This is a genomic window from Dactylosporangium sp. NBC_01737 (assembly GCF_035963215.1).
Classification (GTDB): Bacteria; Actinomycetota; Actinomycetes; order Mycobacteriales; family Micromonosporaceae; genus Dactylosporangium.
Genome location: NZ_CP109153.1, coordinates 351,537 through 376,332, shown reverse-complemented (window position 1 = coordinate 376,332; position 24,796 = coordinate 351,537). Strand labels below are relative to the sequence as shown.

21 protein-coding genes and 1 pseudogene are annotated in these 24,796 nt (G+C 72.2%); 10 read left to right on the top strand and 12 right to left on the bottom strand.

What is annotated here, in order from left to right:
• Nucleotides 1-33 precede the first annotated feature (33 nt).
• The 4 genes and pseudogenes from OHA72_RS01745 (at nucleotide 34) to OHA72_RS01730 (ending at nucleotide 3,698) form a co-directional block, all read left to right on the top strand.
• A pseudogene (locus OHA72_RS01745) lies at nucleotides 34-1,103 on the top strand (agmatinase family protein).
• A complete protein-coding gene (locus tag OHA72_RS01740) occupies nucleotides 1,100-2,089 on the top strand; it encodes an ABC transporter substrate-binding protein (RefSeq protein ID WP_327006114.1) in 990 nt (329 codons plus the stop codon). Before OHA72_RS01745 ends, OHA72_RS01740 begins: the two are co-directional and overlap by 4 nt.
• A gap of 2 nt (nucleotides 2,090-2,091) precedes the next feature.
• Nucleotides 2,092-2,934, top strand: coding sequence for an ABC transporter permease (locus OHA72_RS01735; protein ID WP_327006113.1), 843 nt, complete (start codon nucleotides 2,092-2,094; stop codon nucleotides 2,932-2,934).
• Nucleotides 2,934-3,698: an ABC transporter ATP-binding protein gene (locus OHA72_RS01730; RefSeq protein WP_327006112.1), complete on the top strand. Its 765-nt coding sequence runs from the start codon at nucleotides 2,934-2,936 to the stop codon at nucleotides 3,696-3,698. Before OHA72_RS01735 ends, OHA72_RS01730 begins: the two co-directional genes overlap by 1 nt.
• Here the strand turns inward: OHA72_RS01730 and OHA72_RS01725 are convergent.
• The gene (locus OHA72_RS01725) at nucleotides 3,677-4,342 is read right to left on the bottom strand and encodes a response regulator (protein WP_327006111.1); all 666 of its coding nucleotides are present in this window, start codon (nucleotides 4,340-4,342) and stop codon (nucleotides 3,677-3,679) included. The genes OHA72_RS01730 and OHA72_RS01725 overlap by 22 nt on opposite strands.
• Nucleotides 4,339-6,300, bottom strand: coding sequence for a sensor histidine kinase (locus OHA72_RS01720; RefSeq protein ID WP_327006110.1), 1,962 nt, complete (start codon nucleotides 6,298-6,300; stop codon nucleotides 4,339-4,341). Before OHA72_RS01720 ends, OHA72_RS01725 begins: the two co-directional genes overlap by 4 nt.
• 149 nt (nucleotides 6,301-6,449) lie before the next feature.
• Here OHA72_RS01720 and OHA72_RS01715 point away from each other — a divergent pair, with 149 nt between their 5' ends.
• Nucleotides 6,450-7,052: a hypothetical protein gene (locus tag OHA72_RS01715; RefSeq protein ID WP_327006109.1), complete on the top strand. Its 603-nt coding sequence runs from the start codon at nucleotides 6,450-6,452 to the stop codon at nucleotides 7,050-7,052.
• A gap of 46 nt (nucleotides 7,053-7,098) precedes the next feature.
• On the opposite strand, the gene yidD is transcribed toward OHA72_RS01715, so the two are convergent.
• The 3 genes from yidD to OHA72_RS01700 all read right to left on the bottom strand — a co-directional run bounded on the left by yidD (nucleotide 7,099) and on the right by OHA72_RS01700 (nucleotide 9,105).
• A complete protein-coding gene (gene yidD / locus OHA72_RS01710) occupies nucleotides 7,099-7,557 on the bottom strand; it encodes a membrane protein insertion efficiency factor YidD (protein ID WP_327006108.1) in 459 nt (152 codons plus the stop codon).
• A 262-nt stretch (nucleotides 7,558-7,819) separates the two neighbouring features.
• Nucleotides 7,820-8,242 (bottom strand): hypothetical protein, encoded by a 423-nt coding sequence (locus OHA72_RS01705; protein ID WP_327006107.1) that lies wholly within the window; start codon nucleotides 8,240-8,242, stop codon nucleotides 7,820-7,822.
• A 101-nt stretch (nucleotides 8,243-8,343) separates the two neighbouring features.
• Nucleotides 8,344-9,105: a helix-turn-helix domain-containing protein gene (locus OHA72_RS01700; protein WP_327006106.1), complete on the bottom strand. Its 762-nt coding sequence runs from the start codon at nucleotides 9,103-9,105 to the stop codon at nucleotides 8,344-8,346.
• A gap of 86 nt (nucleotides 9,106-9,191) precedes the next feature.
• Between OHA72_RS01700 and OHA72_RS01695 the strand changes: the two genes are divergently transcribed.
• Complete coding sequence (locus OHA72_RS01695) at nucleotides 9,192-9,560, top strand: nuclear transport factor 2 family protein (RefSeq protein WP_327006105.1); 369 nt, start codon at nucleotides 9,192-9,194, stop codon at nucleotides 9,558-9,560.
• 20 nt (nucleotides 9,561-9,580) lie between these two features.
• On the opposite strand, the gene OHA72_RS01690 is transcribed toward OHA72_RS01695, so the two are convergent.
• The gene (locus OHA72_RS01690) at nucleotides 9,581-10,234 is read right to left on the bottom strand and encodes a permease prefix domain 1-containing protein (protein ID WP_327006104.1); all 654 of its coding nucleotides are present in this window, start codon (nucleotides 10,232-10,234) and stop codon (nucleotides 9,581-9,583) included.
• Nucleotides 10,235-10,364: 130 nt separating this feature from the next.
• Between OHA72_RS01690 and OHA72_RS01685 the strand changes: the two genes are divergently transcribed.
• Entirely contained in the window at nucleotides 10,365-11,834 is a 1,470-nt protein-coding gene (locus OHA72_RS01685) for a multicopper oxidase family protein (protein ID WP_327006103.1), read from the top strand.
• 201 nt (nucleotides 11,835-12,035) lie between these two features.
• Here OHA72_RS01685 and OHA72_RS01680 read toward each other — a convergent pair whose 3' ends face one another.
• Nucleotides 12,036-13,388 (bottom strand): FAD-dependent monooxygenase, encoded by a 1,353-nt coding sequence (locus tag OHA72_RS01680; protein ID WP_327006102.1) that lies wholly within the window; start codon nucleotides 13,386-13,388, stop codon nucleotides 12,036-12,038.
• Nucleotides 13,389-13,525: 137 nt separating this feature from the next.
• Between OHA72_RS01680 and OHA72_RS01675 the strand changes: the two genes are divergently transcribed.
• Genes OHA72_RS01675 through OHA72_RS01660 form a run of 3 tightly spaced genes read left to right on the top strand, consistent with a single transcriptional unit; the run spans nucleotide 13,526 to nucleotide 19,047 of the window.
• On the top strand, nucleotides 13,526-14,872 hold the full coding sequence (locus OHA72_RS01675) for an MFS transporter (RefSeq protein WP_327006101.1): 1,347 nt from the start codon (nucleotides 13,526-13,528) through the stop codon (nucleotides 14,870-14,872).
• Nucleotides 14,873-14,882: 10 nt separating this feature from the next.
• A complete protein-coding gene (gene pepN / locus OHA72_RS01670) occupies nucleotides 14,883-17,804 on the top strand; it encodes an aminopeptidase N (RefSeq protein ID WP_442788489.1) in 2,922 nt (973 codons plus the stop codon).
• Between the two features lie 16 nt (nucleotides 17,805-17,820).
• On the top strand, nucleotides 17,821-19,047 hold the full coding sequence (locus OHA72_RS01660; protein ID WP_327006099.1) for an RNA polymerase sigma factor: 1,227 nt from the start codon (nucleotides 17,821-17,823) through the stop codon (nucleotides 19,045-19,047).
• On the opposite strand, the gene OHA72_RS01655 is transcribed toward OHA72_RS01660, so the two are convergent.
• The 5 genes from OHA72_RS01655 to ngcE all read right to left on the bottom strand — a co-directional run bounded on the left by OHA72_RS01655 (nucleotide 19,025) and on the right by ngcE (nucleotide 24,783).
• The gene (locus OHA72_RS01655; protein ID WP_327006098.1) at nucleotides 19,025-20,317 is read right to left on the bottom strand and encodes a glycosyltransferase; all 1,293 of its coding nucleotides are present in this window, start codon (nucleotides 20,315-20,317) and stop codon (nucleotides 19,025-19,027) included. The genes OHA72_RS01660 and OHA72_RS01655 overlap by 23 nt on opposite strands.
• 63 nt (nucleotides 20,318-20,380) lie before the next feature.
• A complete protein-coding gene (locus OHA72_RS01650; RefSeq protein ID WP_442788488.1) occupies nucleotides 20,381-21,604 on the bottom strand; it encodes a glycosyl hydrolase in 1,224 nt (407 codons plus the stop codon).
• Nucleotides 21,605-21,644: 40 nt separating this feature from the next.
• Nucleotides 21,645-22,460 (bottom strand): carbohydrate ABC transporter permease, encoded by an 816-nt coding sequence (locus tag OHA72_RS01645; RefSeq protein ID WP_327006096.1) that lies wholly within the window; start codon nucleotides 22,458-22,460, stop codon nucleotides 21,645-21,647.
• Nucleotides 22,457-23,365, bottom strand: a complete 909-nt coding sequence (locus tag OHA72_RS01640; protein WP_327006095.1) for a carbohydrate ABC transporter permease — start codon at nucleotides 23,363-23,365, stop codon at nucleotides 22,457-22,459. The genes OHA72_RS01645 and OHA72_RS01640 overlap by 4 nt, the downstream gene beginning before the upstream one ends.
• Nucleotides 23,365-24,783 (bottom strand): N-acetylglucosamine/diacetylchitobiose ABC transporter substrate-binding protein, encoded by a 1,419-nt coding sequence (gene ngcE / locus OHA72_RS01635; RefSeq protein ID WP_327006094.1) that lies wholly within the window; start codon nucleotides 24,781-24,783, stop codon nucleotides 23,365-23,367. Before ngcE ends, OHA72_RS01640 begins: the two co-directional genes overlap by 1 nt.
• Nucleotides 24,784-24,796: the final 13 nt, after the last annotated feature.

The window sequence follows — 24,796 nt, the reverse complement described above, 5'->3', positions numbered from 1 at the left end:
TGTGGGCCGGACGCACCCCGAGGGGGTCTGTCCATGGGCTTCAACCACCACCATCCGCACCAGCACGAACTGCACGACAACTACGGTCCCGAGGCGCGCTACGCGGTCGAGCGCGAGGCCGAGCTGCCCACCACCAAGTGGGAGGAAGAGATCGCCCGCGGCCTGGAATACGGCCTGCCGGGCGCGGACTCCATCGTCGACAAGCGCATCCCGACGTTCTCCCGCGGCGAGTTGCCGCACTTCGCCGGCATCAACACGTTCCTGAAGGCGCCCTACCTGGAGGACGTGCGCCGCTGCGGCGAATACGACGTCGCCGTGCTCGGCGCCCCGTTCGACGGCGGCACCACCTACCGGTCCGGGACCCGCTTCGGTCCGCAGGGCATCCGGAAGATCTCCGCGCTGTACGGGCCGTACAGCTTCGAGCTCGGCGTCGACCTCCGCGAGTCGATCACCATCGCGGACCTCGGCGACATCTTCACCATCCCGGCGAACATCGAGAAGACGTTCGACCAGATCTCCAAGGCCGTCGCCCACGTCTACGAGTCGGGCGCGTTCCCGGTCGTGCTCGGCGGCGACCACTCGATCGGCTACCCCACGGTCCGCGGCGTCGCCCAGCACATGACGGGCAACCTCGGCATCATCCACTTCGACCGGCACGTCGACACCCAGGAGACCGACCTCGACGAGCGGATGCACACGACCCCGTGGTTCCACGCCACGGACATCCCCAACGTGCCGCCGAAGAACCTCGTGCAGATCGGCATCGGCGGCTGGCAGGCGCCCCGCCCGGGCGTCAAGGTCGGCCGGGAGCGCGGCACCACCATCATGACCGTCACCGACTGCGTCGAGATGGGCATCGAGGCCGCCTCGACGCGGCGTTCGTGCCCGGCACCGGCTGGCCCGAGCCGGGCGGCTTCCTGCCCCGCGAGGTGCTCAAGTTCATCCAGCTGATCGCCGAGCGGCCCCTCGCCGGCATCGAGGTCGTGGAGTGCTCGCCGCCGTACGACAACGCCGAGATCACCGCGCTCATCGCGACCCGCGTCATCTGCGACACCCTCGGCTGCCTGGTGCGCGCCGGCCACCTTCCTAGGAGAGCCTCATGAAGCGTCGTTCGTTCCTCACCGCGGTCGCGGGGACCGCCTTCCTGGCCGCATGCGGCGCAGATGACGACAAGACCGGCGCCGCGGGCGCCAAGATCACCCTCGGATTCAGCGCCTGGCCCGGCTGGTTCCCGTGGCAGGTCGCCCAGGAGAAGGGCCTGTTCACCAAGAACGGCGTCGAGGTCGAACTGAAGTACTTCGACAGCTACACCGACAGCCTCAACGCCCTCGCCACCGGCAACCTCAGCTGCAACAGCCAGACGCTCAACGACACCCTGTCGTCCGTGTCCGGCGGGTCCAAGCAGACCATCGTGCTGCTCAACGACAACTCGACCGGCAACGACCAGATCATCGCCGGGCCGGGCATCCGTACCGTGGCGGAGCTCAAAGGCAAGAAGGTCGCCGCCGAACAGGGCACCGTCGATCACTACCTGCTGCTGCTCGCGCTGGAGAAGGCCGGCCTCACGGAGAAGGACGTCACGTTCACGCCGCTGCTCACCGACGCCGCCGCGGCCGCGTTCGTCGCCGGGCAGGTCGACGCGGTCGGCGTCTTCGCGCCGTTCACCACCACCGCGCTCGGCCGCGCCGGCAGCACGGCGATCAGCACGTCGAAGGACTTCCCGGGCGCGATCCCCGACGCACTGTCCTTCCAGTCGCAGTTCGTCAAGGACCACCCCGACGAGGTGCAGAAGGTCGTGCAGACCTGGTTCGACACCACCGCCTGGATCAAGGCCAACCCGGCGGAGGCGGTGAGCATCATGGCGAAGAAGGGCGGCGTCTCCGACGAGGACTACAAGTCCTACGACGCCGGCACCACCATCTTCACCAAGGAACAGAACATCGAGGCGTTCACGCCCGGCGGCGACGCCAAGCACCTCGACTTCCAGGCGGACAAGATCGCCGAGTTCCTGGTGAGCACCAAGCTGGTGGACGCCAAACCGCCGCTCGACGGGCTGTTCGAGCCCAAGTTCGTGAAGGCAGTGCGGTGACGATGACCGTCCCCAGGACCACCAAGTCCTGGGGACCGTTGCCCCGGCGGCGGACGGTGCGACCGCCGCGGGCGGTGTTCGCGATCCGCTCGCCGCTGCCCGCCCGCACCCGGTTCGTGCTGGTCGCGGTGTCGGTGCTGCTGCCGATCGCGGTGTGGCTGGTCCTCGGCGCCACCGAGGCGGTGCCGGCCCGCTACCTGCCGAGCCTGGGCAGCGTCTGGCGGGCGGGCAGCGACATGGCCGCCAGCGGCCAGCTGTGGACCGACACCTGGGCCACCGTGCAGCGCATCGTGTACGGCTTCGGCCTCGCCGTGCTCGTGTCGGTGCCGCTCGGCGTCGCGATGGGCAGCTTCGCCGCGGCGAACGCGCTGCTGGAGCCGCTGAGCGGGCTGCTGCGCTACCTCCCGGCGGCGGCGTTCACCCCGCTGCTGCTCATCTGGCTCGGCATCGACGAGCAGCCGAAGATCGCGCTCATCTTCATCGGCACGGTCTTCTTCAACATGTTGATGACGGCGGACGTGGTGCGGCTGGTGCCCCGGGACTTCGTCGACGTCGCCTACACGCTGGGTGCGCGGCGCCGCGAGGTGCTGTGGAAGGTGATCCTGCCGCACTCGCTGCCCGGCATGCTCGACGCCGTGCGGGTCAACTTCGCCGCCGCGTGGAACCTCGTCGTGGTCGCGGAGCTGGTCAACTCCGACACCGGGCTGGGCAAGCGCATCCTGCTCGCGCAGCGGTTCACCCAGACGGACAAGATCTTCGCGATCCTGGTCGTCATCGCGGTCGCCGGCGTCCTCACCGACGTCCTGCTCCGCCTGGCCCGCAACAGGATCGGACGGTGGGTGTGATGCTCGACCTGAACGGCGTCGGGCGGACCTTCGGCGCGAAGGTCGCCCTGCAGGACGTGTCCGTCTCCGTCGACCGGGGCGAGTTCGTCTGCGTCGTCGGCGCCAGCGGCTCCGGCAAGTCGACGCTGCTGTCGATCGTCGCCGGCCTCGTCGCGCCGACCGCCGGCACCGTCACCCTGGACGGCGCACCCGTCGTCGGCCCCGGCCCGGAGCGCGGCCTGGTCTGCCAGTCCGGCGCGGTCTACCCGTGGCGCACCGTCGAGCACAACATCGCCTTCGGCCTCGAACTGCTCGGCCTGTCCCGGGCCGAGCGCCGGGCACGGGTCGACTGGTACCTCGCGGAGACCGGCCTGGAGCCGTTCCGCCGGTCGCTGCCCAAGCAGCTGTCCGGCGGGCAGCGGCAGCGGGTGGCGATCGCCCGGGCGCTCGCCTGCGAGCCGGAGGTCCTGCTGCTCGACGAGCCGTTCGGCGCGCTGGACGTGCAGACCAAGGAGGACATGCAGGTCTTCCTGCGCGGCGTGTGGCAGGACACGGGCACGACGGTGCTCATGGTCACCCACGACGTCGAGGAGGCCGTGTTCCTCGGCCGGCGGGTCGTCGTGCTGGCCAGCGACCCCGGCCGGGTCGCCGCCGACGTCACGGTCGACCTGCCCGACGATCGTGACCTGGGGGTCAAGCGGACGCCGGAGTTCCTCGCGCTGCGCGCCCGGGTCGAGGACCTGGTCCGCACCTACCACCGCAGTCACGCCGGGGCGGTCGCCTGACGACCTTTGCCGAGACCGGCCTCCCGGGCCCGCACGATCGCCTCGGCGCGGTCGGCGACCTGCAGCTTCGCGAAGATGGCGGAGATGTGGTTGCTGACCGTCTTGGTGCTGATCACCAGGTCGCGGGCGATACCGTGGTTGGGGCGGCCGGCCGCGATGAGGTCGAGGACCTCGCGTTCGCGGCCGGTCAGCTCCGGGAACGGCGCCTCGGCGCGGGCGGCCGGCGCGCCGGAGAAGAACGTGATGATGCGCCTGGCCACGGTCGGGCCGAAGATCGCCTGACCGGCGGCGACGGACCGCACCGCGAGGATGATCTCCTCCTGCTGGGCGCCCTTGACCAGGTACCCGGACGCGCCGGCGCGCATCGCCGCGAACACCGAGTCGTCGTCCTCGAACATGGTCAGCACCAGCACGCGGGTCTGCGGTGCGGCGGCCAGGATCGCCCGGGTCGCGTCGACGCCGTTGGTGCCCGGCATGTGCAGGTCCATGACGACCACGTCGGGCGCGGTCCGCAGCACCTCCCGCCGGGCCTCCTCGCCGTCGGCGGCCTCCCCGGCCACCTCGATGTCCACATAGGACGAGACGAGGGCGCGCATCCCCTCCCGCATCAGCGGGTGGTCGTCGACGATCAGGATCCGGATCACGGTCCCTCCAGGGGGAGCGCGGCGTGCACCCGGCCGCCGCTGTCGGTGGGGCCGGCGGTGAGGGTACCGCCGAGCTCGGCGGCGCGTTCGTGCATGGAGCGCAGGCCGACGCCGTGCCGCCACGGCTCACCCGGGCCGGCGCCGTCGTCGCTGACCTCCATCAGCAGTGATCCGCCCTCGACCCGGAGCCGGATCCGGCAGGCGGTCGCCGCGCCGTGCCGCACGGTGTTGGTGACGGCCTCGGTGGCGATCCGATACGCGGCCACCTCCACCGCGGCGGGCAGCGCCGGCAGCGTGTCCGGCGCGTCGACGGTGACCGTGACCTCGCGCACCCACGACTGCTGGGCGCGCTGGCGCAGCGCCGCGAGCAGCCCCAGCTCGTCGAGGTCCGGCGGGCGCAGGTCGTAGACGAGCCGCCGGATGTCGGCGATCGCGGCGGTGACGTCCCGCCGGACCCCGAGCAGCAGCTCCCCGGCCCGGTCGGTGTCTGCCCGCAGCGCGTTGTGCGCCGCGTCCGCCTTCAGGGTCACCGCCGTCAGCGCCGTGCCGAGCCCGTCGTGCAGGTCGCGGCGCAGCCGGCGGCGCTCCTCCTCGCGGGCGGCGACGATCCGGGTGCGCGACTCGCGCAGCTCCCCGGACAGCCGCACCTCCCGCACGGCCAGGCCGATCGGCGCGGCGAGCAGCTCCAAAGCCCGGCGGTCGGCACCGGCGAGGCGGCGCTCGCCGGTGCGCAACCCCACGAGCAGGTCGGCGGGCGGGCCGTCGCCGAGGTCGAGGGGCACGCTGTGGCGCAGCTGCGGCAGCTCGCCGTAGGTGGCGACGAGCCGCCCGTCGGCGCTGACCGCCGCGTACGGCAGCCGCAGCGACTCGCAGACGGCCCGCAGCACCCCGTCGAGGCCGCCGGTGAGGCGGCTGCCGACCCGGGCCGCGGCCGCCGCCGGATCGGCCCGCCCGCCGTACATCACCCGGTCGACGGCGGCCTGGACCCGGCTGCGGGCCGGGGCGAAGGCGAGGGCGACGGCCCCCGTGGCGACGATCGGGCCGGCCAGGTCGTACTCGTCGGCGATGGTCCCGAGCAGGGCGACGATGCCCAGATACGCCCCGGCGACACCGGCGGTCAGCAGTCCGTACACGAGGGAGCGGTTGACGATGACCTGGATGTCGTACAGGCGGTGCCGCACGATCGCGACGGTCGCCGCGGCCGGGACCAGGACGAGGGACAGCACGAAGATGATCGGACCGTCGGCGGTCACCACCCGCTGCAGGTTGAGCACCAGGAACACGCCGATCGCCCACAGCAACCACAGCAGCTGCAGCCGCTCGACCCCGTGCGAGCGGCGCACCCGCAGCCCGAGCACGACGACGCTGAGCAGCGCTCCGGCGGCGATGGCCAGCACACTGACCGGCAGCAGCGCGCCGGCGAGCTCGGTCACCGCCGGGCCGGCGAGCGGCCGGCGGTCCGCGATCGGCTCGTTGGCGAGGGCGTCCGGGGCGAGGACCATCAGGAACGGGAACGGCACGCCGAGCGCGACGGTCACCGGCACGAGCGCGCGCCACCGCGGCGTCAGCGGGGTCCCGTCCGGGAAGAGCTGCAGGATCAGCGGCAGGCAGATCATCGGCGCCGGGGTCCAGACCATGATGCCGAAGACGTCGACCGCCTTCTGCCACCCCGGCGTCGGGGTCAGCCAGCCGGACAGCAGGCCGAGGGCGGCGAGGCTGGCGGCGTAGCAGAGCCCGTACACGACGAACAGCCGCCCGATGCGGTGCCCGGGCCGGTACGTGAGCACCAGCGCGCCGAACGCGGTGAACGCCAGCGCCATCACCGAGTTGTTGAACAGGTACGCGTCGCCCGAGTCGGCGAACGTCAGCCCGCCGGCGAACCACATGCCCCAGACGGCGGCGGTCCAGGCCGCCACGCCGGACACGAGCACGGCCGGGCCGCGGGGACGTTCGGACATGCCGACATCATGCGGCCGCCGGGTTCCCGAGGGCCATAGGAGCGTGCACCCAGGCGGGGATGGGAGCGGGATGGGGCCACGCGCTCATGACGGCGGGCCAGCCGGAGCGGACCGTCGACGGCACACACCTCGTGGCATTGGAGCATCCCATGGAACGCATCCGTCAGGCCCGCACCGCAGGCACGGCCGGCATCGTCGTCGGCCTGCTGTGGCTTCTCAACTGGACCTTCGAGGCATTCGTCGACCCGCCGGTCGGTGGCGGCGGTTGGTACGCCGGGCAGACCCTCGCGACCGTCGCGCTCTTCGGCACGGCGGTGCTCCTGTTCGGGCTCGCCGCCCTGCACCCGGCAGGCGACGGCCGCGTCGCCCGGGCCTTCCTGGCGCTCAACTGGGTCGCCTGGCTGTCGCTGACCCTCGGCGGCATCGGCTTGCTCATCCGCGGCGACGAGAGCGACGGCCCGATGACCGTCTTCTTCCCGATCGGCGGCATCCTCGGCACGCTCAGCCTGCTGGTCAGCGGCGTCCTGGTCGCGGTCCGGCGGCGGCTGCCCGGCTGGCGGCGGTGGGCCGTGCTCGCGTTCGCCGTCATGTACCTGCTGCTCGGCTTCCTCAACGGCGGCAGCGACGAGCCGACGGCCGCGTCGCAGGCCGGTGAGCTGGTGCAGTACCTGCTCCTGCTGGTGCTCGCGGTCGCCGTGCGCACGGCGGCACCGGTGGGCGCGGACACCGCCGCCCCGCCGGTGCGGGTGTAGCGGCCGCGACGGCCGGCCGGGTGCGACCGGTCGGCCGTTGACGCGTTCACGGCACCGGGTCCTTGGTGCCGTGCGGGGTCGAGGGGTTGCAGCGCTTGATCCGCGCGGCCGTCAGCCGTGAGCCCTCGACGAGGCCGTAGCGCTGCACCGCCTGCAGGCCGTAGTTGCTGCACGAGGGGATCTGCCGGCAGTGCGTCGGCAGGTGCGGCGACAGCCACCGCTGGTAGCCGCGGATGGCCACGACGCCGGCCCGGCCGGGGCCCGTCGTGCTGCGGCGCGGGGCCCGCCGCGGTGCGGCGATCGCCATCAGGCCGAGCAGCGAGCCGAGCATGAACGGGTTGCAGTCGCAGCTGTCGCACGGGTCGCAGTCACAGCCGTCGCTGTCCCGGTTGCGCCGCCGCTGCCGCTGCTGCTGGTTGTGCGGGTTGTTCTGGTCCTGCCTGCGCCGGCGCTGGCGGCGGTGCCGCCAGATCGCCACGACGTCGCCGATTCCGATTCGCGCCATGGGCGGCATTGTGTGGCCGATCGCCGGTGCGATCAAGGACCGGTCGCGTTTCTTACTGTGGCGCACGACAAAACGCACCCGGATGGCCGACTTCGTTCGGGCGGCCGGGAATGTCCGGACAGTCCCGGACACCCGAACGAAGTCGAACAACCAGGTGCGTCGATGGTCGCTCTGGTGGGTCGCCGGCCCGCGGGGCTGATACCGCGGGCCGGCGTGGTCAACCACACCGTCAGGAGCTTCTGGTGCTGATGTCGCGGACGGGTCAGCTGGCCGCGATGGCCGGGCCGCCGTCGGTGTGCAGCTCGGTCGCCGAGGCGAACGCGCTGTCCAGGCGGGCCTGGAGGGCGTCGATCTCGGAGTACTCCGCGGTGTGCGAGGACTCGCTGCCCTCGGCCGCGAAGACGTGGTCGGCCTCGGCCTCGCTGTGGTCGTAGGAGGTGTAGTCCGACTCCTCGTAGTGCTCGCCCGACGGGTTCGAGTACTCCACGTGGTGGCCCTGGTCGAAGCTGGTCGACTCGGCCGACGCGTGGTCCTGCTCGTACACGCCGAACTGCGACTGGTAGTCCGCCTCGCTGGCGTTGACCTGGTGCAGCTGGTCCAGCGCCTCGTGGTTCTCGCCGGTCTCGACGTGACCGTAGTCGGTGCCGCCGTCGTAGCCGGTGTCGCCGCCGTCGTACTCGCTCATTGGGTGCTCCCTCTGGTGGGTGGTGTGTGGTGTGGCCTTGCGATGCATATGACGTTACGGAAGGCCGCACCCCACCGAATCCCAGAAACGTGCCACGGTCCCTACGCGCGCAGCGCCTCGGCGGTCGCCGCGTCGGCGGGGAAGAAGGACTCGATGGCCAGCTCGGCGACCGTGACGTCCATCGGCGAGCCGAACACCGCCGTGATGCTGAAGAACCGCAGCTCAGTGCCGTCGTGGCGGATCCGCAGCGGCACCACCACGTCGTGCGGCGCCGGTGCGGGTCCGGTGCCGCCGGGGTACGCCGTCAGCTCCGCGAGCAGGTCGTCCAGCGCAGGGTCGCCGGTGGCGCGGGCCTGGCGCTGCAGGCGGCCCAGCAGGTGCGCGCGCCACTGCTCCAGGTTGGCGATCCGTGGCGCGAGACCGCCGGGATGCAGCGACAGCCGCAGCACGTTGACCGGCGGCTCCAGCAGCGCCGGTGCCACGCCGGCGGTGAGCAGCCCGACGGGGGCGTTGGCGTCCAGCATCGTCCACACCCGGTCCACCACGACCGCCGGGAACGGCTCGTGACCCGTCAGGACCTGCCGCAGCGAGTCCCGCACCGCCCGCAGCTGCGGGGCGTCGAGCCGGCCCTCCGGGTACGCGGGCGCGTAACCACCGGCGAGCAGCAGCGTGTTGCGCTCCCGCAGCGGCACGTCCAGGTGCTCCGTGAGCCGCAGGATCATCGCGCTCGTCGGCTTCGAACGGCCCGTCTCCACGAAGCTCAGGTGTCGCGTGGAGATCTCCGCCTGGATCGACAGTTCCAGCTGGCTGAGCCGGCGCCGCTCCCGCCATTCGCGCAGCAGTACCCCGACCGGTTGCGTCATGATCCGATCGTAGGAGGGCCGCCGCGGCCCGGCCATTACCTCGGAGGGAATCGACCGGCCGCGCCGGCGGCGGCAGTCTCGACGGCATGAGCGAATACGAGAAGCTGGTCGAGCGGTACATCGAGGTGTGGAACGAGACGGACCCGGCCGCGCGCCGGGCGGCGATCGACGCCCTGTTCACCGAGGACGTGACGTTCGTCGACCCGATGTCGGCGGTGAAGGGCCAGGCGGAGATCGACTGGATGATCGGGGGCGTGCAGGCGCAGTTCCCCGGCTTCGTGATCAGCCGGCTCGGCGCCGTCGACGGCCACCACGACCAGGCGCGCTTCGGCTGGGAGATGGGCCTGCCCGGCCAGGACGCGCCGGTCGCCGGGTTCGACGTGGTCACCGTGGCCGGCGACGGCCGGGTCAACCAGGTCCTGGGCTTCCTGGACCGGGTGCCGCCGCAGGGCTGACCGGCGGCACGGCCGTGGGGCTAACCGGCGGCACGCAGGCAGCGCAGCCCCGACAGCACCATCCACAGCGGCGTGACGGCGGTGATGGCGGCCGAGGCCAGGGCCAGCGGCGAGGCGTCGGTGGTCGTGGTGTGCCAGGCGGGGCTGAGCAGCGACAGGGTCATGCCGCCCACCACGAAGAAGGCGCAGGTGCCGATCGCGGCGACGCCGGTGGCCCGCACGAAGCCGCTGCCGACCGTGACGTAGCGGCTGCCGATGCCGCAGGCCAGGGCGGCGAGCAGGCCCAGCACGACGACCGTGTAGCCGGCGTAGTCGACGGTCTGGGCGAGCAGGGCGTAGCCGCGGCCCGGCTGCCAGTGCCAGCCGGTCGCGGCGGAGCGCCACGCCACCTCGGAGATGACCTGCTGCACGGCGATGGCGCCGGCGACGAACAGCGCCGTGCGGCGGCCCTGGAAGAGGGCCAGCTCGCGCTGGTAGTCGGGGGCGAGCTCGCGGACCGGGCCGAACTCGTCCACGGCCATCCGCGCCGCGTCGTCGCCGGGCAGGCCGGTGGACTCGTAGTGGGCGGCGGCGTCGTGCAGGCTGTCGCGCACCTCGGTCAGCAGCTCGCGTTTCGCGGCGCGGGGACCGCGCAGCGCGGCGCCGAGCGAGGTCACGTAGGTGTCGATAACCACCCGCCCAGTATCGCGGAGGCCGGGCGCCGCGATATCCGGGAAAAGCTCAGGGACAACCCCCAATGTGGGAAACGCCTTCAGCAGCGAAGCTACATGTAGCAACGCTACTTATGAGGCGAGGGGGACGACGGTGCGCAGGTGGCTTCTCGGTGGGCTCGGACTGCTGCTCCTGCTCTGCGGGGGCGGCGTCGCGGCGGTCACCTGGCTCGTGACCCGCTCGGCCGTGGACACCGTCGGCAAGGTGGCCTTCGACCGCCCGCTCCAGGTGCCGCCGCTGGCCGCGTCGACCGTCGACGCCGACGGCCGGAGGGTCTTCGACCTCACCGCGAAGCCGGGTGCCAGCGACCTCGGCCACGGCCCCGAGACCCGCACCTGGGGCTACAACGGCGCCTACCTCGGCCCGACGCTGCGGGCGGAGCGCGGCGAGCGGGTCGCGGTCAACGTCCACAACCGGCTCAATGAACCGACGACGGTGCACTGGCACGGCATGCACCTGCCGGCGAGGGTCGACGGCGGGCCGCACCACCCGATCCCGCCGGGCGGCGACTACCAGGCCGCGTGGACGGTGGACCAGCCGGCGGCGACGCTGTGGTATCACCCGCATCCGAGCGATCTCACCGAGCGGCAGGTGTACCGCGGGCTCGCCGGCCTGTTCATCCTCGACGAGGCGGGCGGCGGCGGGGAGCCGGCCGGGCTGCCGCGCGAGTACGGCGTCGACGACATCCCGGTCGTCGTGCAGGACAAGGGCTTCGACGGCGGCCAGCTGAGCATGAGCGACCGGTTCCTCAGTGACGTCGGCGTCCTCGGCGACGAGATCCTCGTCAACGGCACGCCCGGCCCGTTCCTGGACGTGCGGACCGAGCTGGTCCGGCTGCGGCTGCTCAACGCCTCGACCGCGCGGGTCTACGACTTCGTCATGTCCGACGACCGGCCGATGACGATGATCGCGTCCGACGGCGGGCTGCTGGAGAAGCCCTACGCCGCGCGGCACCTGCGGCTGTCGGTCGGAGAGCGGGCCGAGGTCGTCGTGGCGATGCGGCCGGGGGAGCGGGTCGAGCTGCGCAGCCGGGCGACGGGCCTCGGCAGGTTCCAGGGCGGCCGGGACGCCTTCGACGTCCTGCAGCTGCGGGCGGCGGGTGCGCTCAGGCCGGGCACCATGCCCGGGGAGTTGGTGAGCGTGCCCAGGCTGGACCCGGCGCAGGCGGCGCAGCACCGGACGTTCACGTTCCAGGGGCGGGAGATCAACGACGACCGGATGGACATGGACCGCGTCGACGCCGTCGTCGTCAAGGACACCGTGGAGGTCTGGAACGTCGCCAACGGCCATGACACACCGCACAGCTTCCACATCCACGACGTGCAGTTCCAGGTGCTGTCGGTGGACCGCGGCGCGCCCCCGCCGGAGCTGGGCGGCTGGAAGGACACCCTGTTCCTGGAGCCGCAGCGGCGGTACTCGGTGATCGCCAGGTTCGCCGACTACGCCGACCCGACGACCGCGTACATGTTCCACTGCCACGTCCTGCGGCACGAGGACGAGGGGATGATGGGCCAGTTCGTGGTGGTCGAGCAGGGCGACAAGCCGAGGCTGGGTCATGGCTGAAGCGAGGTGCCGGGCCCCCCGTGGCGGCGCGGGGCCCGGCACGTCTCGCAAGCGCTCCGTCGTCCCCGTGTAGCGCCGTCGTCCGGACCGCGGTGACGGCCTGACGGCGGCGGCAACCCAACGAGAACCGCTTTGTGATCGGCATGACACATGGATCACCGCTCCCATGTCAAGAGCTTCATGGACTCGCCGTGTCGCGGATCACCGTGGCGGGCCGAGGTGGCGCCGCAGCGCGACCGGAAGATCCCGTTCTGTGCCGGCCCAGGCGGTGTGGCCATCTGGGCGGACGAGGACGAAACGGTCGTTCAGCGCGTGCACCAGCCGGTCGTCGTAGCCCGCCGGCGCCGAGGGGGCGAGCAGGACGTGCCGGCCCGCCCGCAGCAGCTCGTACAGCCGCGCACCGCCGCGCAGGGTCAGGTCGGGCTGCCGGGGCGCGTGGGGGTAGTCGATGCCGATGCCGGACACCGTGCCGGCGGCCTTGCGCATGATCGTCGGCACGTGCAGCAGCGCCCCGCCGAGCAGGTCGCGACCGGCCCGCGCCGCCCGTGAGTGCAGCATCGCGAGGCGGATCAGCCCGCCGCTGCTGCGCAGCACCAGCTCCCCGACCGGGTGGCGCTCGGACTGGTACGTGTCGAGCAGGCCCTCGGGGGCCCAGCCCTGGGCGACGGCCGCGAGCTTCCAGCTCAGGTTCGCCGCGTCCTGCAGTCCGGTGTTCATGCCCTGCCCGCCGGCGGGGGAGTGCACGTGCGCGGCGTCGCCGGCGAGGAAGACGTCGCCCTGGCGGTAGTGCGGGACCTGCCGCTCGTCGCTGTGGAACCGCGACAGCCACCGCGCCTCCTTCATGCCGAAGTCGGTGCCCAGCGCCCGCCGGGTCACGTCGCGGACCTCGTCGAGGTCCAGCGGCGCGCTGTCGGGCTGCTGGGAGCGCTGGTCCCAGGCGAACACCCGGAACCAGCCGTCGCCGAACGGCGCGACGAACGCGAACGCGTCGCCGACCGAGTTGACGGCCAGGACGTCCGAGGGCGCGTCGGTGAGCCGCACGTCGGCCAGCATGATCGAGCGCAGCACCGCCTTGCCGGGGAACGGCATGCCGATCGCCTCGCGGACCGCGCTGTGCACGCCGTCGGCGCCCACGACGGTGTCGGCCTCGTAGGTGTCGCCGTCCGCCAGGACCGCGCCCGGCTCGAGCCCGGTGACCGTCACGCCGCGCACGATGCGGGCGCCCAGGTCCAGCGCTCGCTGCTCCAGCAGCTTCTCCACGTTGTACTGCGGGGTGATGAGCAGGTACGGGAAGCGGGACGGCAGCGTGCCGAGGTCCACCTTGAGGCTGTTGAACAGCCGCAGCTTCGACACGGGCTGCCCGGTCGCGACGAGCTCGTCGGCGAGCCCGCGGGCGTCGAGGTGCTCCATGGTCCGCGCGTGCACCCCGAACGCTCTGGTCAGGTTGGAGTCGGTGCTGCGCCGCTCCAGGACGGTCACCTCGACACCCGCGGCGGCGAGGTCACCCGCGAGCAGCAGCCCGGTCGGTCCGGCACCGACGACAACGGTTTTCATGGCGTCTCCCTCAGGAAGTCAACAACTGTTGGCCAACACATGTTGACCCCGCGGGAGGGTGCATGTCAACGGGCGATGAAATGACGGCCGTCACTTCCGGTTGACTTGAAGTGCGGTTCAGGTACGACCGTTGCCGGGTGCAGCCCAGAAGCGCCCTCACTGCAGGCATGGTCACGCTCGTCACGTTCGTCGCCTTCGAGGCGGTGGCGGTGACGGCCGCCATGCCGACCGTCGCGCAGGCCCTGGACGGCGTCGCCCTCTACGGCTTCGCGTTCGGCGGTCCGTTCGCCACCGGGATCGTCGCGACCGTCGCCGCCGGCACCTGGTGCGACCGCCGCGGCCCGGCCGGCCCCACCCTCGCCGGCGTCGTGCTGTTCAGCCTCGGCCTGCTCCTCGCCGGTCTCGCCCCCGGCATCTGGACCCTCATCGCCGGCCGGCTCGTGCAGGGCTTCGGCGGCGGGCTCATCACCGTCGCGCTCTACGTCGTCGTCGGCCGTGCGTATCCGGCCGCCACGCACCCGAAGGTCTTCTCGGCACTGTCCGCGGCGTGGGTCCTGCCCGCGGTCGTCGGGCCGGCCGTCGCCGGCCTCATCGTGGAGCACCTCGGCTGGCGCTGGGTCTTCCTGCTCATCGCCGTCGCGACCCTCCCGGTCGCCGCGGTGATCCAGCCGCACCTGCGCCCGATCCCCGGCGTCGCCGGCACGGCACCGAACACCCGCCTCCCGTGGGCGGCCGGCGTCGCGGCCGGGGTCGTCCTGCTGCACTGGGGTGGCCAGACCGGCGGGATCCTGTTCATCGGCGCCGGGCTGCTGGTCGTCGCCGTCTGCGGGCCGCGGCTGCTGCCCGCGGGCACGTTCACCGGCCGCCGCGGCCTGCCGAGCGTCATCCTGGTGCGCGGGTTCGCCGGTGCCGCGTTCATGCAGGCCGACGTGTTCATCCCGCTGCTGCTCACCCGCGAGCGCGGCCTCAGCCCGTCGCTCGCCGGGCTCACCCTCACCGCCGGGGCGCTGCTGTGGTCGGCCGGCTCCTGGATCCAGGCCCGGCAGGGGCAGCGGTTCAGCCCCGCCGCCCGGCTGCGGGTCGGCCTGTCCGGCATCGCCGTCGGCGTGCTGTCCGCGGTCGCGCTGGTCGCCCCGGCCGTGCCCGTCGCGATGGTCGTGGCCGGCTGGTGCGTCGCCGGGTTCGGCATGGGCCTGGCGTCCCCGACGGTCTCCGCGCTGGTCCTGCAGCTGTCCCCGCCGGGCGAGCAGGGCGTCAACAGCTCGGCGCTGTCGGTCGCCGACTCGCTGCTGACCACCGTCGTCCTCGCGGTCGGCGGGTCCGTGTTCGCGGCGCTGGTCACCGCCGGGCCGGTCGCCTACCTGGCGGCGTTCCTGATCGCGCTGCTCCCCGCCGTCGCGGGCGCGGTGCTCGCCGGGCGGGTCACCGCCGGCGCCCAGGCACCCGCCGCCGTCTTTCCTCAGGAGGCCGGGGTGCCCGGGTAGCGTCGGTGGCATGCCCAGCCCGATTCGCGCCCGCAGCCTGACGCGCACCGAGGCCGAGGCCCGCGCCGGCCTCATCCGCGTCGAGGGATACGCGGTCACCCTCGACGTCACCGACCCCTCGACGTTCCTGTCCCGCACCACGATCGAGTTCCGCTGCACCGCTCCCGGCGCCACCACCTTCGCCGAGGTGAAGGACGCCGGGGTCGACCGGGCCGTCCTCAATGGACGGCCGCTTGACCCGGCGACGATGGACGGGAACCGCCTGCCGCTGCCGGACCTGCTCGCCGAGAACCGGCTCGAGGTGACGTTCAGCGCGCCGTACTCCCGCACGGGGGAGGGGCTGCACCGCTGCGTCGACCCAGAGGACGGCGAGACCTACCTCTACGGGCAGGCACCCCTGGACGGGGCGCAGCGGATGTTCGCCTGCTTCGACCAGCCCGACCTGAAGGCGCCCATCACCCTCACCGTCATCGCTCCTCCACAGTGGACGGTGCGGGGCAACGCGCCGCTGCGGGAGGTCCACGACGGGCGGTGGAGCTTCGCGCCGACCCAGCCGCTCGCGCCGTACCTCTTCACCGTGCTCGCGGGCCCGTGGCACGTGAGGACCGCCGAACACGACGGGATCCCGCTCGGCCTGCTGTGCCGTCGGTCTCTCGCGCCGCAGCTCGACGGTGACGCCGAGGACCTGTTCGCCGCCACGGCCGCGAGCTTCGACCGCTACCACGAGCTCTTCGGCGTGCGGTACCCCTTCGACAAGTACGACCAGGCGTTCGTCCCCGAGTTCGGCGGCGGCGCGGTCGAGAACCCCGGCATGGTGAACTTCCGCGAGGAGCTGCTGTTCCGGACCGTGGCCCCGGACTACGAGCGGCAGCGCCGCTTCGTGATCATGGCCCACGAGATGGCGCACATGTGGTTCGGCGACCTGGTCACCCTGCGGTGGTGGGACGACATCTGGCTCAACGAGGCGTTCGCGGAGCTGATGGGCTGGCGGGTCGCCGCCGAGACCGGGCGCTACCCGGCCGCCGCCGCCGACTTCGTCGTGTGGCGCAAGCGCTGGGGCATGCTCGCCGACCAGCGGCCCTCGACGCACCCGGTCGCACCCGACGACGTCGCCGACACCACCGAGGCGTTCCTGAACTTCGACGGCATCTCCTACGCCAAGGGCGCGGCGGCGCTGCGGCAGCTCTCGGTGCTGCTCGGCGACGACGTGTTCCTCGCCGGGCTGCGCGTCTACTTCGAGCGCTTCCGTTTCGGCAACGCCGCCCTCGCCGACTTCCTCGCCGTCCTCGGCGAGGTGTCCACAGTGGATCTCACCGGCTGGGCCGGCCTGTGGCTGCGCACCACCGGGGTCAACACCCTGCGCCCCGCCGCCGGGCCGGCGGGGCTGCGCGTCGAGCAGAGCGGTGACCCGTTGCGCCCGCACCGGTTCCGGGTCGCGGCGTACGACCCGACCGGCGCAGCGATCCACCACGGTGACGCCGTCCTGGACGGGGACTCGGCCGCGGTGGCCGGGTTCGCGGACCTGCCCGCCGGGACGGTCGTGCTGGTCAACGACGGTGACGACACCTACGCGAAGCTCCGCCTCGACGCCGCGGGCCTTGCCGCGCTGCCGTCGGTCCTGCCCTCGGTCGCGGACCCGCTCACCAGGGCGCAGCTGTGGACCGCGGCGATGGACGCGACCCACGACGGCGAACTGCCGCCGCAGGAGTTCCTGGCCCTGCTGGAGGCCGGCCTGGCCGGCGAGGCGGAGACCGGCGTGCTGGTCGAGGTCCTCGGCTTCGCCCGGGACAGCCTGGCCCGTCGCGGCCTGGTGCCCTTCGGCCCGCTCGCCGCGATCTGTGCGGCGGCGCTGTCGGCGTCGGTGCCGGGCAGCGGCCGGCAGTTCGCCCTCGCCACCGCGCTGACCAGCGTCGCCGGCCCGGCGCAGACCGCCGAGCTGGCGGACTGGCTCGCCGTCGACCCCGTGGACGTGCTCACCAACGCCGCCCACCGCTCGGGCCCCCGCGGCAGCGCCCTCACCCACGTCTCGGCCGGCCCGTCCGGGCTGGTCGTCACGCAGGACCTGCGGTGGGAGGTGCTCGGCAGGCTCGTCGCGCTCGGCGCCGCCGGCGAGTCCGACGTCGCGGCGGAGGAGCGGCGCGAAGCACCCGGGGCACCGAGCGCGCCGCCGCGACCCGCGCCTCCCGGCCCGACCCGGCGGCGAAGGCCGAGGCCTGGGAGCGGATCGTGCGCGAGGAGCGGCCCCGCATCGCCCTGGCCGCCGCCACCGGCTTCTGGCAGCCCGGTCAGGAGGCGCTCACCGACCCCTACGTGGAGCGGTTCTTCGCCGACGCGCCCGCCATGGTGTCGGGGCGCTACCACCTGTTCGCGAGGATGGTGGTCCGGCAGGCCTTCCCCCGGTACGCCGGGCGATCCCTCGAACTCGCCGGGGAACTGCTCGCACGGGACGGGCTCCACCCGGTCCTGCGCCGCGAGATCGGCGACGCGGCGGACGAGCAGAAATACTTCCAGGACCGTGTCGAAGCCGGCGGCCACCGTTCGACGCGTTGGTAACGGCACGACGACTTCAGGGAGACACACGATGCGGTACATGCTGATGCACAAGCTCAACGACGCCGACCCGTCGCAGTGGGCGCCGACGCCGCAGTTCCTCGGCCGGATGGGCGAGTTCATGACCGAGGTCAGCAAGGCGGGGGTGCTGCTGGCCGCCGAGGGCCTGCTGCCGAGCTCCGCCGGGGCCGCCACGATCACCGTCAAGAACGGTCAGCAGACCGTCGTCGACGGGCCCTTCGCCGAGGCCAAGGAGGTCATCGGCGGGTTCGCGATCGTGCAGGTCCGCGACCACGCCGAGGCCGTGGAGTGGGCGCAGCGCTTCGCCGCGCTGTTCGACGACGTCGAGGTCGAGGTCCGCAAGGTCGGCGAGCACGGCTGAGCGCTATTTTGGCGGCGTGACGCATACGGACACGCACCGGGCGATCGAGGCCGTCTGGCGGATCGAGGCGGCCAGGGTCATCGCCGGGGTCGCGCGCATGGTCGGTGACGTCGGCCTCGCCGAGGAGCTGGCCCAGGACGCGCTCCTGGCCGCCCTGGAGCAGTGGCCGGCCGAGGGCGTGCCGCGCAACCCCGGCGCCTGGCTGATGACGACCGCGAAGCGACGCGCGATCGACCAGATCAGGCGCCGGGAGCGCTTCGAGGCCCGGATGCCCGACCTGCTGCGGCCGGACACCGTCGACGGGGAGTTCGACGCGGTGCTCGAGGACACCATCGAGGACGACCTGCTGCGGCTCATCTTCACCGCCTGCCACCCCGTGCTGGCGCCCGAGGCCCGGGTCGCGCTGACCCTGCGGATGCTCGGCGGGCTGTCCACCGACGAGATCGCCCGGGCGTTCCTGGTGCCCAGCACGACCGTCGGCCAGCGGATCAGCCGCGCGAAGAAGACCCTCGCCGACGCGAAGGTCCCCTTCGAGCTGCCGGACGCGGCGGCCCGCACCGAGCGCCTCGCGTCGGTCCTCGAGGTGATCTACCTGATCTTCAACGAGGGGTACTCGGCGACCGCCGGCGACGACTGGATGCGACCCGCCCTGTGCGAGGAGGCGATGCGCCTCGGCCGGGTCCTCGCCGGGCTCATGCCCGCCGAGGCGGAGGTCCACGGCCTCGTCGCCCTCATGGAGATCCAGGCGTCCCGCTCCGCGGCGCGCACCGGCCCGTCCGGCGAGCCGATCGTGCTGCTGGAGCAGGACCGCGGCCGGTGGGACCGGCTCCTCATCGGCCGCGGCCTGGCCGCCCTGGCGAAGGCCGAGGAGCTCGGCGGCGGCACGTACACGCTGCAGGCCGCGATCGCCGCCTGCCACGCCCGCGCGGCGTCCGCCGAGGACACCGACTGGCACCGCATCGCCGCCCTGTACGCCCAGCTGCCGCCCTCACCGATCGTCGAGCTCAACCGGGCGGTCGCGGTGTGCATGGCCGCCGGCCCCGCCGCCGGCCTGGCCGTGCTCGAACCGCTGGGCACCGACGCGTCGCTGCGCGGCTACCACCTGCTGCCCACGGTCCGCGGCGACTTCCTGCTGAAGCTCGGCCGCCGCGACGAGGCCCGCGCGGAGTTCGAACGGGCCGCCGCGATGACCCGCAACGAACGCGAGCGCGCCCTCCTGCTCACCCGCGCGGAGCAGTGCTAGGCGCGAGGGTGGACTCGATCAGCCGGAGCAGCTCGGCCCGGGTGTCGAGGCGGGCGTAGGCGTCGCGGAGCCGTCCGGCGCCGGCCGCGAACGACGGCTCCGTGAGCACCCGCAGCACCGCCGCGCGCAGGTCCTCGTCGGCCGGGGCCGCCGAGCGCAGCCGCAGGCCCGCGCCGGTCCACGCGACCCGGGCGGCGACCTCCGGCTTGTCCTCGGTGACGCCGGCGACGACGAGCGGCACGCCATGGGCGAGCGCGGTCTGCACGCCGCCGTAGCCGCCGTTGGTCACCATCGCGGTCGTGTACGGCAGCAGCGCCCCGTGCGGCACGAACGCCGCCGCCCGCGCGTTGGGCGGCAGGGGCCCGAGCACCGACGGGTCGGGGCCGCCGGTCGTCGCCACGACCAGCACGTCGGCGTCCGCGAGGACCCGGATGGTGCGGGTGACCAGGGTCGTCAGGTCGCCGTTGGCGACGGTGCCCTGGGTGACGTGCACGACCGGGCGGCCGCCCGAGGTGACGTCGGGCCACCACGGCGGCGGCGTGAAGCCGGCGGCCGGGCCGGCGTCGAGGGAGCCGACGAAGCGCACCTGCGGCGGCAGGTCGGAGCGCGGGTACTCGAAGGACGCCACCCCGTTCTGCAGGTGCAGGGCGGGCGAGATGTTGGAGAACGGCGACGCGGACGTCGGGGGCAGCTCGATGCGGGCGCGGACGCTCTGCCAGTGCCGTTGCACGTCGCGGAGCAGCACGCCGTCCATCAGCGCGTAGAGCGCCCGGTTGCGCAGCCGCCCGGCGAAGGACGCCGACGGCGGCAGCGCGGTGCCGAACGGGGCGGTGTCGCGGCTGGGGACCGGCAACGGGCTGATCCCGACCGAGATCCAGGGGGCGCCGGTCAGCTCGTGGAAGGCGGCGGCGCCGAGGAAGCCCATGTCGGCGATCAGCGCGTCGTAGCGCTGCGCGCTGTGCAGCGCGTGCAGCTCGGCGACCTGTCGCGGGACGGGGTCGATGAACAGGTGCTTGAGGTCCCACTTGATGCCGGCGAGGCCGGTGCGCCCGGCACGGCCGGGGTGGTCGTCGCTGAACGTGTCGCCGTGCTGGTCGAGCTCGGGGTGCATCGGCACGAACGCGGCGCCGGTGTCCACCACCCCCGCCCGCATGCGCAGTCCGGCGTACCAGTCGACGGCGTGCCCCGCACCGATCAGCGCGCGGGCAATGGGCTTGAGCGGGTTCGTGTGTCCGGCGCTGGGCATGGACGCGAACAGAAAACGGGCCATGTCTTCAGAACACGACGGTGCCGGCACCACAGTTCGGTGCCGGCACTGTCGCCTTTCACACTCCTAGCAGTGGCCGAGGTCCTCCCAGTTGGCGGTCCAGCCGGGTTCGGAGCCCTGGGTCCACCACTTGGCGCGCCACAGGTGCTTGCCCTGGCCCGACGCGGGGCCGTTGGGGTCGCCGTACTTGCTCTTCTCGTGCTTCACGGTCTGACCCGTGGTGTACACCGAGGTGATCGACCACTCCGGGGCGGCCGAGCAGCTGGTGGCCGGCGGGGTGGAGACCGACGGCGACGCCGACGGGGACTTCGACGGCGACGCCGACGTCGACGGCGAGGCGGAACCCGAGGGGGTCACGCACGGGCCGGCCGAGTCGACGGTGTCGGTGAACGCGTTGCCCGCCGAGCGGTACGCACCCGCCTGGGTGGTCACCTGCGACGGGGTGAGGACCTGGTTCTTGGCGAACAGGACCCAGTCGACCTGCTGGATGTAGGTCGACAGCCCGCCGGTGTGCGCCGCCGTGTCGATGAACCAGAGGTTCCAGTTGATGGTCATCGTCTGGCGGGGGTAGAACTTGCCGGAGTGGTCGCCGACCTGCACGCCGTCGATGTAGTAGATGACGTGCCCGTTGGCGACGGTGACCACCAGGTCGTGCCACCCGTCGAAGCTGCGCCGCTGCTCCGAGTGGACGTTGTCGGCGAACCAGGGGTCGGCCTTGTACGTGTACCAGGTCGTCTGGTAGTTGATGGGGCCGGTCTCGCCCCAGCCGCCGTTCGGCAGGTATTCGGAGATGTCCAGCTCGCTGTAGGTGGGGTCCAGGTCACCGTTGAGCGGGCTGATGGTGAAGAACGTCTCGTTGATGTGGTCGCCGTCGTTGCCGCTGACGGGCGTGTCGGTGAAGCGGACCCTGCTCGCGTAGGTGCCTTCGAGGTAGCGCTTCTGCGAGGAGTACAGCTCGGCCTGGTTGGTGCCGCCGCCGGTGCCGTCGGTCGACGCCTGCAGCTGCAGCACCTTCTGCCCGCCGTTGGTGGGGAAGGTGATGCTGTTGGCCGACCAGGTCGCGCCGGGCACGCCGGGACCGCCGGCGTAGGTGCGCGGCACCCACCCGTGCTGGCTCAGCGAAGCGTCGGAGGACGAGCTGTAGTTGAAGTCGTCGAACAGGTAGCCGCAGTTGTTCGCCGCGGCGCTGGCGGTGCCGACGGTGGCCGCGGTGACGGCCACGGCACTTACCCCGACGAGCACCGCGGCACCCGCCGCGAGCGCTAGAGATCGACGTTTACCAATGGACATGGGCACAGTCCTCCTTGAGGGGAAAGGAGTTCGACGGACCTTACTTGACCGCGCCGGCGGTCATACCGGCTCGGATGTGCCGTTGGAACGCGACGTAGGCGATGAGCACCGGCAGCATTGCGATGGTGAGACCGGCGAACAGACCGCTCCAGTCGCTGCGATACCCCTGACTGACCGACAGGGCGGCCAAACCCTGCGCCAGGACATACCGATCTGGGTCGGGGTTGAGAACCAGGGGGAGCAGGTACTGGTTCCAGAGCCCGAGGAAGTTGAAGATGCCGACGGCGACGAGACCGGGACGGGCCATGGGCAGCATGACGCGGAAGAACACCGCGCCGTGCGAGCAGCCGTCCAGGAACGCGGCCTCCGCCACCTCCGTGGGGAGCGTCCTGAAGAACGCGTGCAGGAAGAAGACCGTGAAGGGCACGGCGTAGGCGGCGTACACCAGGATCAGCCCCTGGTAGGTGCCGAGCAGGCCGAGCTGCTGCACGACGAAGAACAGCGGCACCAGGGCCAGGAACACCGGGAAGAACATGGCCGCGACGAACACGTAGTAGATGACCCGGTTGCCACGGAACTCGTAGCGGGCCAGCGCGTAGGCGACCAGGGAGCCGAGCAGCATCGTCAGCAGCAGGCCCCCGCCCACCACGATCAGGCTGTTGAAGAAGTACCGGCCGATGTTCGCCTGGCTCCACGCCCTGGCCCAGTTGCCCCACTGCGGATCCGTGGGCAGCGACCAGGGGTCGTTGAGGATGTCGTTGTCCTTCTTGAAGGAGCTGACGATCGCCCACAGCAACGGCAGCGCGGTGACGACCGCCCACAGCAGCATCGCCACGTGTACCGGAAACCGCTTCATGACAGCTCCAGCCGCTCTTTGCGACCCGACCGCAGGGCGAGGATCGCAAGGGTGAGGGTGGCGAAGAACAGCGCGACCCCCATCGCGGAGGCGTAGCCGAACTTGCCGTAGGTGAAGGCGTTGCGGTACAGCGAGAGCCCGATGACCTCGGTCGCGCCGTCGGGGCCGCCGGGTCCGGCGGTCATCACCTGCACCACCGCGAACCCGTCGAGGGCGCCGATGCCCAGGTAGACGAAGGCGACCTGCACGGTGTCGCGGACCAGCGGCAGCGTTACCTTGCGGAACGTGGCCCAGCCGCTGGCGCCGTCGAGCAGCGCGGCCTCGAACAGTTCCTTCGGGATGCCGTCGATCGCCGCGCTGAACAGCACCATGTAGAAGCCCACCGACGACCAGATGAGCACCGCCATCACCGCCGGCAGCGCCAGCTGCGGATCGCCCAGCCAGCTGCGGGCCAGGCCGTCCAGGCCGAACGCCCGCAACGCCCCGTTGAGCAGGCCGTTGGTCGGGTTGTACACGAACTGCCACAGCACCGCGATGACGACCAGCGACAGCAGCTGCGGGAAGAAGTACACGATCTGGTAGGCGCCCGCCCCGCGGATGGACGACCGGCCGCTGCGCCCGCCGAGGTGCAGCATGCTGGCCAGGAACAGGCCCAGCGCGATGGTCACCAGCGGCACGCAGACCAGCATCACCGCGTTGTTGCGCACGGCGTCGAGGAACAGGGAGTCGCCGCCGAGGCGGGCGTAGTTGCCCGCCCCGACGAAGTGCGCCTCGCCGGCCACGCCGGTCCAGTCGGTGAGCGACAGGTAGAACGCCTGCCCGTACGGCGACAGCACGAAGACGACGTGCAGCACGAGAGCGGGCGTCAGCGCACCGATGAGGAACCGGAGCCGACCGTGTTTCATCAGCGGGTGTACTTCTTGACGGAGCTGTCCTTGGCGATCGCGTCCGCGGCCTTCTGGATGCGGTCGGCCCACTCGGCCGGCGTGGCCCGCTTGTTGATCAGCTCACCGGTCGCGTCGTCGACGGCCTTGGCCAGCGGCGCGTACCAGGTGCGGAAGCGGAACGTGAAGGCTTCCTTGCCGGCGGCGTTGACCGCGTCGCGGGTCGAGCCGAGGCCGCTGCTGAGCGTCAGGCCGTCCGTCGCGCCGACGATGGCGGGCAGCGTGCCGGCGGACTCGGCGAAGCTGCGCGCCGACTGCTTCGAGAACAGGATCCGCAGGTATTCCATGCCGCCGGCGGCGTTCTTCGCCTTCGACGGCACGATGAACGCCTCGCTGCTGGCGGCCTGGATCGCCGCGGCGCCCATCTTGTCGGACCCGGTGCGCGCCGGCACCGCGCCCATCACCATGTCGAAGCCCTTGGGCGCGACGTCCTTCTGCTCGGCCTCCAGCCAGGAGCCGCACGGGATGAACGCGGCCTTGCCCTGGCACCAGGCGGCCTGCGACTCGGTGTGCGACAGCGCCTCCGAGCCCTGCATGATGTAGCCCTTCGCGGCGAGCTCCGCGAACGCCTCGGCGGCGGCCTTCAGGCCGTCGGCCTTCCAGGCGTTGGGCTGCAGGTTGTCCACGGCCTTGATGAGGTCGGTGCCGCCGGTCTTCGCCGCCATGCTCAGCAGCGGGTCGTTCATGTACTCCGGGTACTTGCCCTGGTAGGTCCACGGCGCGATACCGGCGGCCTTGATGGTGGCGCAGAGGGCCAACATCTCGTCCCACGTCTTGGGGTACGTCCAGCCCTTGCTCGCGAACAGCGGCTTGGAGTACCACAGCCCCCACGCGGTGTAGGTGAAGTTCAGCACCAGCGGCGCACCGTCGAACGTGCCGTCCTCGATGACGCCGGGCAGCAGCGTGTCCCTGACCTTGACCGCCGGGTCGTCGAACGACGGCGCGTCGAGCAGGTCGCTCAGGTTGGACAGCTGCTTCGCGCCGACCAGCGTCGCGAGGTCCAGGCGCCCGGCGCCGGTGTTGTCCACGACGTCCGGCGGGGTGTTGGCGACGAACCGCGGCTGCAGCGCCTCGCCCACCTTCTGGATGCCCTTGTGGTCGATCGTCGCCTTCGGATACTTCTGCGTGTAGAGGCCCTCGGCCTTCTTCGCGTAGTCGTCGCCGTAGCCGCCCTTGAAGATGACGACCTCCAGGGCCGCGTCCTCCTTGACGCCGAGCGGGTTCGTCGCGCTCTTCGCGCCGCTCGCGGCGGCCGGCTTGTCGTCGTCGCCGCTGGTCACACAGGCGCTGAGCAGCGGCAGCGTCGCGCCGGCCGCGACCGCCGCGCGCAGGACGGTGCGTCTCGTCGGGTACGGTTGGACGAAGGGTGATGGGTTCATGACTGGGCCTTCT

Excerpts from the sequence above, each read along its gene's own strand:
- OHA72_RS01740 (WP_327006114.1), top strand. The coding sequence starts at position 1,100 with ATGAAGCGTCGTTCGTTCCTCACCGCGGTCGCGGGGACCGCCTTCCTG.
- OHA72_RS01735 (WP_327006113.1), top strand. The coding sequence starts at position 2,092 with ATGACCGTCCCCAGGACCACCAAGTCCTGGGGACCGTTGCCCCGGCGG.
- OHA72_RS01730 (WP_327006112.1), top strand. The coding sequence starts at position 2,934 with ATGCTCGACCTGAACGGCGTCGGGCGGACCTTCGGCGCGAAGGTCGCC.
- OHA72_RS01720 (WP_327006110.1), bottom strand. The coding sequence starts at position 6,300 with ATGTCCGAACGTCCCCGCGGCCCGGCCGTGCTCGTGTCCGGCGTGGCG.
- OHA72_RS01715 (WP_327006109.1), top strand. The coding sequence starts at position 6,450 with ATGGAACGCATCCGTCAGGCCCGCACCGCAGGCACGGCCGGCATCGTC.
- yidD (WP_327006108.1), bottom strand. The coding sequence starts at position 7,557 with ATGGCGCGAATCGGAATCGGCGACGTCGTGGCGATCTGGCGGCACCGC.
- OHA72_RS01705 (WP_327006107.1), bottom strand. The coding sequence starts at position 8,242 with ATGAGCGAGTACGACGGCGGCGACACCGGCTACGACGGCGGCACCGAC.
- OHA72_RS01700 (WP_327006106.1), bottom strand. The coding sequence starts at position 9,105 with ATGACGCAACCGGTCGGGGTACTGCTGCGCGAATGGCGGGAGCGGCGC.
- OHA72_RS01695 (WP_327006105.1), top strand. The coding sequence starts at position 9,192 with ATGAGCGAATACGAGAAGCTGGTCGAGCGGTACATCGAGGTGTGGAAC.
- OHA72_RS01680 (WP_327006102.1), bottom strand. The coding sequence starts at position 13,388 with ATGAAAACCGTTGTCGTCGGTGCCGGACCGACCGGGCTGCTGCTCGCG.
- pepN (WP_442788489.1), top strand. The coding sequence starts at position 14,883 with ATGCCCAGCCCGATTCGCGCCCGCAGCCTGACGCGCACCGAGGCCGAG.
- OHA72_RS01655 (WP_327006098.1), bottom strand. The coding sequence starts at position 20,317 with ATGGCCCGTTTTCTGTTCGCGTCCATGCCCAGCGCCGGACACACGAAC.
- OHA72_RS01650 (WP_442788488.1), bottom strand. The coding sequence starts at position 21,604 with ATGTCCATTGGTAAACGTCGATCTCTAGCGCTCGCGGCGGGTGCCGCG.
- OHA72_RS01645 (WP_327006096.1), bottom strand. The coding sequence starts at position 22,460 with ATGAAGCGGTTTCCGGTACACGTGGCGATGCTGCTGTGGGCGGTCGTC.
- OHA72_RS01640 (WP_327006095.1), bottom strand. The coding sequence starts at position 23,365 with ATGAAACACGGTCGGCTCCGGTTCCTCATCGGTGCGCTGACGCCCGCT.
- ngcE (WP_327006094.1), bottom strand. The coding sequence starts at position 24,783 with ATGAACCCATCACCCTTCGTCCAACCGTACCCGACGAGACGCACCGTC.